This window comes from Robertmurraya sp. FSL R5-0851 (assembly GCF_038002965.1).
GTDB classification, from domain to species: domain Bacteria; phylum Bacillota; class Bacilli; order Bacillales; family Cytobacillaceae; genus Robertmurraya_A; species Robertmurraya_A beringensis.
Map to the genome: position 1 here is coordinate 330,214 of NZ_JBBOOE010000002.1, position 13,175 is coordinate 343,388.

The following is a 13,175-nucleotide window of genomic DNA, read 5'->3' on the forward strand; positions in this document are numbered from 1 at the left end:
AAAGATTGAATCTAATGCGTAAAGTATATTCGAACATCCTATTATAGGATGGCTTTTCTTAGTCTTTAGCATTTATTTATTCTTATGGACTTTTATTGAAGCAAACTCTTTTTTATCGGTATTTGTGTTCTAATTGTAGGATTGCTTTCACTATTTTTCTCGAAAAAAACTGTTAATCAGTCAGGAAATTTCCTTTCCCTTTATGATCAGTAAACAAATAAAAAACGCCCCAATGGCGTTTCAGTTTGTAGACAAAAGGGTGTCACTTTTGGAGTTATTTCGCACTCATTTTAAGTGCTATTTTGCACTATATATAAATATAAAAAGGTCCGATTTCCCAGCATTAAAATTGGGAAATCAGACCTTTTTTGTTACTTTACAAACGCACCCGATTACGGAAAATTGAAGAACTTCAAAGTTGCAAAATAGTTCCTCAGTTATTTTGCTAAAGCCCTTGTTAGTTGAACACCACGCTATTCTTTTAAGGCACTTCCTGAGACATTGACTCTCTTTGATACAAAGAAATACACGAATACATAAACAAATAAACTTCCAATTACAAGATAGTATATTTTAGCAGTAGAAGTATAAATGAACATAGCGAAATATAGAATAAATAATTGTGCATATAATACAACCAAGACAAACTTTAAGAAAGAATCATTTATCTGGGTTTTAGAAATAGGGTAAAGTAATACACTTTGTTTAATTTCATGTTGTAAAGGAATTACTTGATATCCAGTCATAAATAAAATTAGGAGATTAAAAATCCAACCACTTGTTGGTATAGCATAATTAACAAATATGCCAATTAAAGTTAGTCTTAAATAAAGGTAAAAGTAATCATTATATCTTACAAACAAGTGTGAGTATAAATATACGAATGTGCTACTTTGACTATATGGGATACACCTTTTCAGAATCATAGTGAGCAAACGTCTATTCCGAAAAGAACGTTTAAGATTAGGAACATCCATGAAAATATTAATAAATTTAAAGTTTCTTAATAAGGCACTTTCTTCTTCAACTATTAGCCACTGCCAATTCAGATTTCTTTTTTTTCCTATAAAATAAATTAAATAGACGAAATTTATACTCATTAAAACAAGCTCAAAAACCCAGTCATTTTTAAACAAAAAGTAACACATTAAATATATTGAAAAAAACCTATTTAACCTATGTAACACAAATTGTACATGGTTCTTTAACCATTGTTCAGTCCACTTCATTAAAATGTTATAAGAAACAATCCCCACTATTAAAAAGAAGACTGGAAGACTTATATTAGTTTTGTGTAAAAATAGGGATAATAAAATGGTAATCAAACTAAGCGATTTAATAAAATCAATAACAAAACTATATACAAGTGATTTAATAAAATACGACTTTAATTTCCATTCTAATGGCAACAAAAAGACTATATCTGCCCTTTTAATAAATGTACGAACTTTTGTCTGCATTAAAATGAAGGTTACAAATAGTGATAAGATTACTTCAACAGATATTTGAGGAGGTATCCACTGAAGAAATAAATTAAAATAATAAATAAAGATACTACTAATAATCAGAAAAAAATAAACAACATTCGCACCAATTATTGAATAGTATCTGAACATCTTTCTATAAAATTCCTGAACCCTTAACCCCCATAATGTTTTTATATCCATTAATACACCCATACTTTCATTGAATAATATCCTAATGGCACTATATGTATAATTCAATTAGCTAATTTTTCTTGTTGTACAATTGCACCGGTAAGTTTGAGTACATTGTTTCACAACTTACACAAAAATTAACATAAATATCCATTTTAATTTAGAAATGTTATTCCTTTAAGGCCCAGATTGCAGAACAAAATTAAAAAGCGCCCTTTAATCAAAATGATAACATGTTAATATTTTACAAGCTAGATACATGTTACAAAACTCGTGATTTTCTGGACAATAATATTTTAAAAATTCAAATGTAAATAATTTTAAAGCATGCTACATTCAAAATGTACCAAACAAATATAAATGAAGAAGGGAAGAGAGAATCTATGAAATTTAAAGTCGAAACACTTCCAAACTATCGCATCGCTTATGTACGACGAGTTGGCTCATATGGTTCTGCAAATATTGAAGTAATGGAGAAGTTAAAAAAATGGGCTAAAGAAAAAAATCTTTTTGAATCGTCAATCATTTTTGCAGTCCCGCAAGATAACCCTGAGACAACACTACCTGAAAACTGTCGATATGATGCTTGTATTGTGCTTTCAAATGATTATCAAATGGATGATTCAATTTATGAAGGTGAAATTTCTGGTGGTAAATACCTTGTTTACGAAATCAAACATACTGCGGAAGATATCCAAAAAGCATATGCAGAAATTTTTACAGCTGTACAAAGTACTGGATATCAAATTGATAACAAGCCTATTTTGGAAAGATACACTTATGATATGGTAAATAACCATTATTGCGAAATTTGTGTCCCAATAAAACCATGACTTTCCGGGTGTCTAAAATTACTGAATTTTACAAACGAAAATATAAATCTATTTAATAACATCAGTTGTTGCTAAGAAGATCAAAAGAGCATGTTTTAAAAAAATTTACATTAAGGCATGCTCTTATTGTATTAAATGGATAAATGACTAGTGTATTTTTACTTCTTATTAACTAAATATTCGCCCCGTCAGGAAGAAAATAAGCCAGATCCATTAATGATCTCTTCGCTAGACATTAACGTTGTTTCATATATCGTTTTATTTTGCTTTTTCATAAAGGACTGGACAACCTCATAACCTACTGCGTAACCAGAACAAAAAGAAAGGCCTACAGGTTGATATCCTTCTTGTTTGGCAATTTCATCACCAAACATATAGCTACTTACCTCGGCAAATCCTTTTATGTTTAAAGCCTCTCCAATAACATAAGTTGAGTACTCTAAATCGTCTTTGTCCATACTAGTCACCCAAGGTCCTAGCTGTTCTGTTCCATACAGTTCTTTTGCAAACGAATCCGCCAAACCTTCTATGACAAGATAATCTCCCACTGTTACATTTCCATGATCCCAATCAAAATAAGAAAAACGAATATTGTGATGGAACTCATGGGCAATAACAGCAGGAAGTTTAGGCAAATTGTAATCATTTGGATAAATATTCACAGTAATAAACCCGGGAATACCTCCAAACCCCGTATATCCCTTCTGAAGCTTCAATTTGTCGGGGTCTGCAACATACAATCCAAATTTTATTTCATCGGCATTCACTTTCAATCCTTCCTTATTAGCTTTTTCTATACAGTTTTTGATAGTATTCTCTGCTACCACAAAGGCATTATTATCATTTAAGATAGATAGTCCTTGTTGAATTTGTTTATCGTTAGAAATGTCTGCGTAACCTAGCATTTTCGTAGCCATTAAAACATCATAACCATTTTCTTGTTTTGCTTTTATAGGAACGTTTATTAAATTCCACATTTCCTTAAATGGCGTCATCATTGTATAACGAAAATAATTTCTTCTTTCTTCCAAATCCGTAATTGCAAGTAATTCTTCGTATTGTTCTATTGTGTTAACTAATTTATAGTTCATGCTCATTTCAATCACTTCTTTCGTAAATATCTAGTATTGTAATTTTGAAGCAACTTTATATTCTTCATAAGATTTTCTTCGGAGTCAGTTAAGTCCAAATGAAATAATATATTTTCTAGATCTGTAATCATTTGAGTCATGTCATTTTTAATACAACTTAATGAAGGTTGTCGGTCTATTAAATCTTTAAGTTTATAACCTGTTATCTTTGCAGCGAGAATTTGCACAATTTTTTCGAAGTCTGACTTGAATAAAACCAATTGACCGTTGTCATTCTTATTTGCTTTCAATAAATTTAAATTAGAATAGTATCGTATAGAGCGTTGTGACCGTCAAGTAGAATGAAACAATTTTTGCTCGTTATTTTGAAACACTTTGTTCCCCAAATATGGTAGAACGATGCTTCATACGATAACTATCTTCATTTAAATGAATGATTTCTACTCGGTGAAGAATCCTATCTAGAATTGCTGTTGTTATAGCTTGATCACCCAATAATTCTCCCCATTCTTTTGGTGCCTTATTAGAGGTCAAGATAATGGAAGACTGATTATACAAGTCATTAATTAAATGAAAGAACATATTAGCTTCTTGTTGATCCATTGCCATAAACATTAAGTCATCTATTATGACTAAATCAGCCTCTCTAATTCTTTTCATTCTTGCTTTTGACTTTCGTGTGATTTCTTCTGTTTTCAGGTTATGAATTAAATCTCCCATTGATGTGAATATCGCTTTATACCCTTGGTTAATAGCCTCTATTCCTAGGCCTACGGCCAGGTGAGTTTTGCCCTTATGCAAAGCTTTTCATAAGGGGAATTATGGAAAGTTTTTGTTTATGGTAAGAAATAAGTGTATATGCCCTATTTGAATTGAAATATACGTTTATTTCTTTCCATAACACCTCACAATAGATTTATTAAAATCTAGGAGGTGCCATATGGAAAATCGAATAATCATTGAAGAATTAGTTGCAAATGTTTTATCTGAATTAGAAAGGCTAAATTATGCATATAACACTATTTGTGGATATCGTGCTTTTTACAAAAGAGTAATTTCATTTGCAAATGCAAGAGATGAGTTCTATTTTTCAGAAGCGTTAGGAAGGGCTTTTTTGAAGGAAACATACAATTGTACAGTTAACTATTATCAAGAAGCTATACCTAAAGAACTCAAAGGTCCTATTAGAAGAATTAGAGTTCTAGGCGATTATCAGCTTCATGGTGTGATTATCCGAAGGATTGTAAAAAAGCCAGGATATGTTAAACCACCACAGTTTGAATCAGAACTTACTGGCTATGAAAAGGAATGCGAAAATAACGAGTACTCCAAAAGAGGTCTACGAACACGGATGCAACGTTTGTTCTTTTTCATAGATTATCTTGACAGTAGAGATGTTCAAAAATCGAATGATATTACTGCAAATATAATTTCTGATTATGTAAAAACAATTTATAAGTATCATGAAAAAAGTATTGCATCTATCTTAACAGCCCTTAGGGTTTATTTAAGATTTCTCTATTTTAACCAATATACGGATGAAGATTTGTCTTTAAAAGTTCCTAAACAGAGTAAATATTATTATCCACCTGTTCCTTCTGTCTGGAATAAAGATGATGTTATTCGTATGTTGAATAGTATTGATAGAGGGAACCCAACCGGAAAGAGAGATTATGCGATTCTGCTTCTGGTTGCCAAACTTGGTATTAGGGTTGGTGACATCAAATCCTTGAAGTTATCAGATTTAAACTGGCAATCAAAAAATATAGAAATAAGACAAAATAAAACAAAGAATATCGTGTCATATCCAATATTAAATGATATAGGTTGGGCATTAATTGATTACCTAAAAAATGGGCGTCCTATTAGTAACTCTCCATTCGTTTTTATTCGGATGAATGCACCCTTTGAGGCATTTGGAAGAGACGCTAATCTTCATAATATCATTACAAAATATACCAGACTTTCTGGAATTACTGTTCCTGATGGTAAACGGCAAGGGTTACATTCGCTTCGTCATACTCTTGCGAGTACTTTGCTTGAGCAGGGAACCCCATTACCAGTAATCTCTGAGATCCTAGGACATTTTAATTCTAAATCTACCAATGTCTATCTGCATACAGGAATGGATGGGTTAAGGAAATGTGCCATTGATCCAGAGGAGGTGCTTAAGAATGTCTAAGAAATCTGTAGTGTTTCAAAGTATTCTTGGTCCATTGATTGATGGATACATTGAGGAAAAGAGATCTGTTGGCTATAAGTACAAAAAAGGATCTTCTCTTTTGAAACAATTTGACACATTGGCTGCCAATGAAAACTTAATAGATATAAAACTTTCGAAAGAATTAGTATTTCTTTGGACAGAAAAAAGGCCAAATGAGACTGTCAGTACTAGAAATGGAAGAATCTCTATCATACGAGGGCTCGCTAAATATATGGTTCGTCTTGGGTATCAGGCATACATTTTTCCAGCTGCAACTATTTCGATTGATAGATATTCTTATGTTCCTTACATTTTTTCTGAAATAGAGTTGAAGAACATTTTTACCACATGCGACATTTATCCTTTTTCAGATGTTTCTCCCAACAGACATCTGACCTTACCTTTTCTGTTCCGTATGTTATATGGTTGTGGCCTCCGGATTTCAGAAGCATTGAATTTAAAACTAAAAGATGTTGATTTGGGTAATGGGACTTTATTCATTCGGGATACGAAATTTGGAAAAGAACGAAATGTTCCAATGACAGATTCATTGACGAAGCGTTGTCGTTTGTATGTAAAAGAAACTCATAACCTAAAGTCCAGTGATACTTATTTATTCCAATCCCCTTACGGAGGACATTATAAGGAAAGTACTATATATAACCTATTTAGAGAGATATTGTGGAAGGCTGGAATATCCCATAGTGGAAAGGGACCAAGACTTCATGATTTTAGGCACACTTTTGCGGTCCATTGTTTGAAAAAATGGGTCTTAGATGAAGAAGATATTACGAATCTCCTTCCCTATCTTTCTGCATTTTTAGGACACGTTGATTTAAGAGGTACACAACATTACTTAAGACTGACTGCTGATTTATATCCAAAAATTATTGCATCAGTTGAACAGAATTTTTCAACTTTAATACCGGAGGTATCGTTCAGTGAAACAGACTGATTTTGCCAGAACACTAACACGATTCCTTTCCGATTACCTTCCTAGCCATCGTAATGTTAGTACTAATACGATAAAGTCCTATCGGGATACCTTTAAACAAGTGCTAATTTATTTTAATTTAGAATTGAAAATCAGGCCAGAGTACCTTACCTTTGAAAAAATTAAAGCAGAAAAAATTAGAGACTTTCTCCTTTGGCTTGAAAAGTCGCGTAACGTCGGAATTAACACCCGTAATCAAAGACTAGCAGCAATCCATAGTTTCTACCGTTATGCACAGTCAGAACACCCTGAAAATATATTTGAATGTCAAAAAATATTAGGAATTCCCTTTAAAAAAAGGGAGATAAAGACGGTTGAATTCCTCTCACAGGAATCTTTAAGGTATATATTAGAACAACCTGATACTACCAAGAAAAAAGGGCGTCGAGATTTAACGTTAATGGCTACTCTATATGATACAGGGGCACGAGTACAAGAATTAATTGATTTAAAAACAAGAGATGTCAGACTTACGAAACCAGCCACAATTACTTTAACCGGCAAAGGAAATAAACGAAGAAGTGTACCTATTATGGATAAAACAAGAGTTCTGTTGGAGAATTACATGAAAGAAAACAAACTATTGGAAAATGGAAAACAAGATTATCCACTTTTCTTTAATAGCAATAGACGCGCATTTACAAGGCCTGGAATCACATACATTTTAGAAAAGTATTTAAAACAGGCTAAGGAAAATCATTCAGATGTTCTGTTCTCTGACAGACTTCATCCTCACATGATCAGGCATACAAAAGCTATGCATTTATTGGAGGCTGGTGTAAATCTAATTTATATAAGGGATTTACTAGGACACGTAAATGTTACTACAACTGATATATATTTAAGAGCAAATACGGAAATAAAAAGAAATGCATTAGAAGCCGCATATATGGAGGTTGTGAAGCAAGATACCCCTGTTTGGGATGAGGATACAGATTTATTAAAGTGGCTGGAGGAATTTTGTCGATAGGAATTTTGGAGTATTATGGAAAGATATTTGTTATGCCAGCTACGAATGTTACGCCTAATTACTAATATCTTTCCATAAACAAAAACTTTCGATAATTACCTACACCTGGTGGCCCTAATAAAATCAAATTGTACAGCTGTTCTATCCAAGTTAAATCTTTTAATCTATTTAGTTGTTTGTTGCTTAAAGACTTTTGTTCTTTTAAATTAAACTCCTCAAGTGTTTTGCTGAAAGGAAAAGTTGCCCACTTTAATCGGTTGTTTAGTTGCTTTTCTTCTCTTCGAGTTTGCTCATAAGAAGTGACATCTAACAGGAATTGAGTAAATGAAAGGTCTTTTTGCTCAGCTTCTCTGATCAAATGGGGGAGATGCTTGGCAGTTTCAACGAGTCTTAACCCTTTCATTATGTCTTGTAATTGTTGGATTTGGCTCATCGCTATTCAACCTCCATTAAAACCGTGTAAGTATCTACTTTTCTTTTGTATGCTTCTGTTTCTAAAACCCATTCTGATAGCCTGTTCAAAGTCTTAACTTCTTTCTTTTTATCAATAACTGTTTCATGTACCTGGCGCTGACGTTTCACATATGCAATGATATCGCCAAAATCAGTTGCACTGTATAATTTCCTTTTTAAACACTCTGCTAACGCTTTAGTGCGTACTTCGTTATCGATACCTTTTGTTTCGCGCAAGATGATTTGCAACTGGTCTTTAATGTAACGAGGATTTTTTTCCCTAACCTTCTCTAAATATTTAAAGGCTAGTTCTTTATCTTCAAATCTCTCAGCCACTGTATTAATGAATGCTCCAACACCTTTTGTACGATCCCTACTATGTTTTTTATCTTTTATTAACATCCCTTTCCCTTCGGGAATTGAATGTTTTGCAATAATTTCGCCAGTATCAGGTATATAAATAACTAATTCTTTAGTCTCCGTTTCCTTGATACATACTTTTTCATATTTGTTATAAGTTCCAAGTGGAAGAGAGTACCGATTAGATTGGTAACGAATAGTATTGTCCTTATGAACACATCTTGCTATACTTATCTCATAGTTATTTTGAATATCTATATTTTGGGAGACTGGTTTTAAGTGTTGCTTTTCCAGGAGGAACACTTCGAATGGTCTCTTTTTTGTTGTATTGTGTATTTTATAGTTACCCGTTCTGTTCAGCCATTCCCATCCTTGCTCATTCCAAGAGTCGATGTTATGAAACACTCTATGTTTGGCATAGTTTTGTTTGATAAATCCAACTACATTTTCTATTCTTCCCTTACTCTCAGGGTCAGCTTTTCTACAAACCCGAAGGTTTATTCCTCTGGATTCTCTATACTGCTGAAATTCTTTAGTTAAAATTAGATCTCCACCATTTTCGCTAACAACAATTAAACTATCTTGGTCATAAACGATCTCATTGGTCATTCCTCCATACCATTTAAACGCGTTCTCATGGGCTTGTATAACATCCCGTGTTGTAAATGGTCTATCCAACCACTCTTTATACTTTTGTCTAGAATGTGATAAGACAAAAGCTATAAAGTTGAGTTTGGCTTCCTTATTATCAACAGTTTTTTGTCTCGTATGACCAAAATCTACTTGCATTTGTTCTCCCATTGGGGGATCAGGAATTGCCTCATACATTCGAGGAGATGTTTCCTTATTTATTTTGTATTCTTCTCTTAATGCTTTTACATATGTTCTTACTGTACTTTCTCCAACAGTTAGATCTTTATATTTCTCTAAAAGCCAATCATAAACTTGTGCTGCTGACATATCCGGATGCATTCTCAACCAAGATAAAATCAGTTCTTTATATGGATCTAATTTTTTCTTTTTATACTGAAGAGAATCAACCCATTCCGCCATCTCCGAAGGAGATCTCTTTAAGTGCCTGTAAACAGTTGTTCGAGAAACCCCTAACTTTTCAGCTATCTTTGTCTGACTAAATCCTTGCTTTAATAATTGCTTTATCTCCATGTACATTTCCCACTTATCCACCTTCGCTAGCTAACCTCCACTGCAAGTATGAACTATGATCATTTTACAGTGATAGGTTGATATTTTTTGCTGGTATATTTGGGTAAATAAGCGTTTCATCTTATCAAGCAAAAACTGTACACTTTATTCTAGCAGTCACAAGCGTTCAGTAAGTCCAGTTATTTTATAAACTTCTCCAGTTGTAAGCAGCGTAATTCACCTCCACATTACAAGGTTAAGGTATTACGCAACGTTAATGTCAAATAAAAAATGGGCTTTTACTTTAGTGTACAATAAGAAAAGCCGATACTTCCTTAACGTAGGAAAAATCGGCTTTCTTTATGGCGAAATTTGCTTAGCGTATGTTTTGCGCTTTTTGTTGGTAGGACCCCTATTAGAAGAGCCAACCCTTATAAAAAGATGTTAAAAGCTACCCAAGAACATTCGGTACAACCAAATTTACTTAACCGTGAATTTAAACAAGAGATCCCAGGTAAGGTATTACTTACTGACATTACTTATTTATATTACGGTAAGGGACAAAAAGCTTATTTGTCCACTATTAAGGATAGTTCAACGAATGAAATATTGGCCTATAATGTTTCTAATCGACTTACATTGGATTTAGCTACGGATACATTAGTAAAGTTAAAGAATAATAGACGAGTAGAGTTGGCAGAAGGAGCCTTTATTCACTCAGATCAAGGAGTACACTACACTAGTCCCAATTTTCAGAAGCACGTAAAAAAACTAGGTCTAGGACAATCAATGTCAAGAAGGGGAAACTGTTGGGATAACGCTCCACAAGAGTCTTTTTTCGGACATTTTAAGGATGAAGCATTTATAAAACCGTGTAATTCTTTAGAAGAACTTAAAAGGGAAATAAGAAGTTATATGACTTACTATAACAATTTCAGATATCAATGGAATTTAAAGAAGATGACCCCTGTTGAATACAGAAATCATCTACTTGATGTGGCATAACCTTTTTTTAAATGTCCTTTACAACGGGTACACTTTACTGCTCTTGTATGACCATATTTATGATTTTCATCAGCAGGTTTTTGGGCAAATCTCAACCCAATTAAAACAGTCACCGATGCAATAACATCCGTTAGATTGTTTATCCCATCGGCTTTTAAGGCTTCCGAATTACCTATATTACCAGAAATCAACTTAATAACTGAAAGAAAAATATATGCTAAAATACTAATCCAAACTCCTCTTTCAGCTTTCTTTAAATTTGTATTAATCATCATATCCTCCTCTAAAAGTACCTTCGAAAATTCACAAGTTATATATAGTATTTAACTTCATTGAATTTTTATTTAAAGTAGATACTTTAAATAATAAATGTGGGAACCAGTACTAAAGATTATTAAGAAATTACAGAAAAAAACAAAATAATTCATTAACTGATGATGTGCAACTTTTATTCTAATTTCGTTATAATGTATAAAGGTATTGAATATATAGGAGGATTATATGCCTACACCTAGTATGGAAGATTATATTGAAAAAATTTATTTACTTATTCAAAATAAGGGGTATGCACGTGTGTCTGATATAGCTAATGTTCTTGGTGTCAACCCTTCTTCGGTTACGAAAATGGTTCAAAAATTAGATCAAAATAAATATTTAATCTATGAAAAGTACCGTGGAATAATTCTTACTCCATATGGTCAAAACATGGGAAAACAACTTGTTTATAGACATGAATTATTGGAATCTCTCTTTCGCATCATTGGGGTTGATGAAGATTTAATCTATGAGGAAGTTGAAAGGATTGAACACCATCTTAGTCTGAAAACGTTGGATTGTATAAATGGCCTGGTACAATTTTTCGAAGAGGATGAACAACGGATAAAGGCATTAAAAGAAATTCATCGAAAGGATAAAAGGTAACAGTGATTTGTTTGGTCAAATGGTATGTATTTAAAGCATTAGTATAAAATTTTATAAAATAAATAAAGGATGCATTCTTATTTTCCGATTCTCACCCGTTTTGACACGATAAACTGTACGTTCTAGTAGTTTACTTAATGGGCACCGGTCTGTTAACCTAATAAAATAGATATTTCTTTAAAAAAATCCATATGCTTATATAAATAAAAGAACAACCTAATGAGATGCTCTAGGTTGTTCTTTTATTTAGTTCTTATAATCTAATAATTATTTACAATGGGACAATGCCAATAGGGCTTATTGCATTAGTTTTTCCAGAATTCCAAGCACCTCTATGAAGCTCGAAATGTAAATGTTGTCCAAATGACTGACCTGTATTACCTTGGTAACCAATCATTTGACCTTTAGAAACAACTTCACCAGAACCAACTAAACGACTGCTCATATGAGCATATACTGTTGTATAGGTCACACCTTCAATAGAATGGGATATAAAGACCACATTACCGTAACTAGATGAATAGTATGAATTTATAACAACCCCGTCAGCAGCTGCAACAACAGGTACTGTACCTGTTTGAGCAATGTCTGTCCCAAAATGATTTGCACCCCATCTTGAACCAAAACTTGATGATACAACTCCGCTCGTTGGTCTTGTAAAATAACCACTAGAAACAGGTGGAGCCGAAACAGAAGCACCACTTCCGGAATTTTGGGCTTCTTTAGCTTTATTTGCTTGGCGTTCTTGTTCTAATTCAATTGCCCTTTTTATAGCTGATTCTTGAGAGGATAATAGCTGTCCTTCTTCCTCAAGATCCATCTTATAGTTTTCTAACTGTTTTTCCTCTAGTTCCAAAGATGCCATTAACTTATCTTTTTCATCTTTCTGTGTATTTAAGTTTTGCTTTAACACTTCAATTTCTTTAAGTTTTATTTGAAGGCTTTCCGCCTCTTTCTCTAAGTTTTTCTTCGATTCCTCCAGCAATTCTTTATCTGCTTTATGTTCTCGTAGAATAGCTCTATCTGCTTCTAATAGGGTGGTAACTAATTCTACCCGATCTATAAATTCACTAAAGTCATTTGCTCCTGTCAAAACATCGATATAACTAATCATACTACCATTCTCTTGGAAGGAACGAGCGCGATTTTTTAGGAGTTCATTACGCTTTGCCATTCGTTCTTCGACTATCTTTATTTCCTCTTTTAATTTAGAAATCTGATTTTCGGTTTCCCTAATTTCATTCTGTTTTGACAGCATTTGTTCTTCTGCTTCGGTAATTGATAAATCTAACTGTTTAATCTCAGCATCTAATTTTGCTTGTTCATTTTTAATTTTGTTTACTTCTTTTTCCGTATCACCAATTTCAGATTCAATGGATGACTGTTTACTATCAATCTCATTTTTTTGCTCCTTCAAGTCTTCTAAATTAGCTTCAGCTAATACTTTTGTCGGCACTTCTGATAAAGTTACACCGAACCCTAACAAAGTAAGAACTGAAACTGAAATTATTGTACTCTTCACTTTTTACCTCACCTTTAACTAT

Annotated in this window: 10 protein-coding genes and 3 pseudogenes; 6 read left to right on the plus strand and 7 right to left on the minus strand. The window is 32.9% G+C overall.

All coding sequences use genetic code 11. The annotated features are described in order from the left end of the window. Window positions 1–473: 473 nt before the first annotated feature. Entirely contained in the window at window positions 474–1,679 is a 1,206-nt protein-coding gene (locus tag MKX65_RS27225; protein ID WP_082804596.1) for an ABC transporter permease, read from the minus strand. A gap of 362 nt (window positions 1,680–2,041) precedes the next feature. Between MKX65_RS27225 and MKX65_RS25870 the strand changes: the two genes are divergently transcribed. Beyond that, complete coding sequence (locus tag MKX65_RS25870) at window positions 2,042–2,491, plus strand: AraC family transcriptional regulator (protein ID WP_025911945.1); 450 nt, start codon at window positions 2,042–2,044, stop codon at window positions 2,489–2,491. A 188-nt stretch (window positions 2,492–2,679) separates the two neighbouring features. On the opposite strand, the gene MKX65_RS25875 is transcribed toward MKX65_RS25870, so the two are convergent. Both MKX65_RS25875 and MKX65_RS25880 read right to left on the minus strand, forming a co-directional pair. Further along, on the minus strand, window positions 2,680–3,582 hold the full coding sequence (locus MKX65_RS25875; RefSeq protein ID WP_025911946.1) for a DUF2268 domain-containing protein: 903 nt from the start codon (window positions 3,580–3,582) through the stop codon (window positions 2,680–2,682). Window positions 3,583–3,942: 360 nt separating this feature from the next. Beyond that, window positions 3,943–4,374, minus strand: a pseudogene (locus MKX65_RS25880) (ATP-binding protein); the annotation flags it as partial. 148 nt (window positions 4,375–4,522) lie between these two features. Between MKX65_RS25880 and MKX65_RS25885 the strand changes: the two are divergent. The 3 genes from MKX65_RS25885 to MKX65_RS25895 are packed head-to-tail and all read left to right on the plus strand — an operon-like array spanning window position 4,523 to window position 7,749. Beyond that, entirely contained in the window at window positions 4,523–5,764 is a 1,242-nt protein-coding gene (locus tag MKX65_RS25885) for a site-specific integrase (protein ID WP_251520844.1), read from the plus strand. Further along, a complete protein-coding gene (locus MKX65_RS25890) occupies window positions 5,757–6,740 on the plus strand; it encodes a tyrosine-type recombinase/integrase (protein ID WP_251520841.1) in 984 nt (327 codons plus the stop codon). The genes MKX65_RS25885 and MKX65_RS25890 overlap by 8 nt, the downstream gene beginning before the upstream one ends. Continuing rightward, window positions 6,727–7,749, plus strand: coding sequence for a site-specific integrase (locus MKX65_RS25895; RefSeq protein WP_251520838.1), 1,023 nt, complete (start codon window positions 6,727–6,729; stop codon window positions 7,747–7,749). The genes MKX65_RS25890 and MKX65_RS25895 overlap by 14 nt, the downstream gene beginning before the upstream one ends. Window positions 7,750–7,810: 61 nt before the next feature. On the opposite strand, the gene MKX65_RS25900 is transcribed toward MKX65_RS25895, so the two are convergent. Together MKX65_RS25900 and istA are read right to left on the minus strand one after the other, a co-directional pair. Next, complete coding sequence (locus tag MKX65_RS25900; protein ID WP_340906762.1) at window positions 7,811–8,182, minus strand: ATP-binding protein; 372 nt, start codon at window positions 8,180–8,182, stop codon at window positions 7,811–7,813. Between the two features lie 2 nt (window positions 8,183–8,184). Further along, window positions 8,185–9,747 carry an IS21 family transposase gene (gene istA / locus MKX65_RS25905; protein WP_025909802.1) on the minus strand — a complete coding sequence of 521 codons (1,563 nt, stop codon included), beginning with the start codon at window positions 9,745–9,747 and terminating at the stop codon, window positions 8,185–8,187. A gap of 369 nt (window positions 9,748–10,116) precedes the next feature. On the opposite strand from istA, the pseudogene MKX65_RS25910 reads away from it, so the two are divergent. Beyond that, a pseudogene (locus MKX65_RS25910) lies at window positions 10,117–10,710 on the plus strand (IS3 family transposase); the annotation flags it as partial. Between the two features lie 38 nt (window positions 10,711–10,748). On the opposite strand, the pseudogene MKX65_RS25915 reads toward MKX65_RS25910, so the two are convergent. Continuing rightward, window positions 10,749–10,985: pseudogene (locus MKX65_RS25915) on the minus strand (cation diffusion facilitator family transporter); the annotation flags it as partial. Window positions 10,986–11,211: 226 nt separating this feature from the next. On the opposite strand from MKX65_RS25915, the gene mntR reads away from it, so the two are divergent. Then, complete coding sequence (gene mntR, locus MKX65_RS25920) at window positions 11,212–11,631, plus strand: transcriptional regulator MntR (protein WP_160547514.1); 420 nt, start codon at window positions 11,212–11,214, stop codon at window positions 11,629–11,631. 271 nt (window positions 11,632–11,902) lie between these two features. Here the strand turns inward: mntR and MKX65_RS25925 are convergent, their stop codons facing one another. Continuing rightward, window positions 11,903–13,153 carry a murein hydrolase activator EnvC family protein gene (locus MKX65_RS25925; protein WP_340906764.1) on the minus strand — a complete coding sequence of 417 codons (1,251 nt, stop codon included), beginning with the start codon at window positions 13,151–13,153 and terminating at the stop codon, window positions 11,903–11,905. Between the last annotated feature and the right edge of the window lie 22 nt (window positions 13,154–13,175).

Bases quoted from the DNA above. Each gene is read 5' to 3' on its own strand.
- MKX65_RS27225 (WP_082804596.1), bottom strand. From the start codon at position 1,679: ATGGGTGTATTAATGGATATAAAAACATTATGGGGGTTAAGGGTTCAG.
- MKX65_RS25870 (WP_025911945.1), top strand. From the start codon at position 2,042: ATGAAATTTAAAGTCGAAACACTTCCAAACTATCGCATCGCTTATGTA.
- MKX65_RS25875 (WP_025911946.1), bottom strand. From the start codon at position 3,582: ATGAACTATAAATTAGTTAACACAATAGAACAATACGAAGAATTACTT.
- MKX65_RS25885 (WP_251520844.1), top strand. From the start codon at position 4,523: ATGGAAAATCGAATAATCATTGAAGAATTAGTTGCAAATGTTTTATCT.
- MKX65_RS25890 (WP_251520841.1), top strand. From the start codon at position 5,757: ATGTCTAAGAAATCTGTAGTGTTTCAAAGTATTCTTGGTCCATTGATT.
- MKX65_RS25900 (WP_340906762.1), bottom strand. From the start codon at position 8,182: ATGAGCCAAATCCAACAATTACAAGACATAATGAAAGGGTTAAGACTC.
- mntR (WP_160547514.1), top strand. From the start codon at position 11,212: ATGCCTACACCTAGTATGGAAGATTATATTGAAAAAATTTATTTACTT.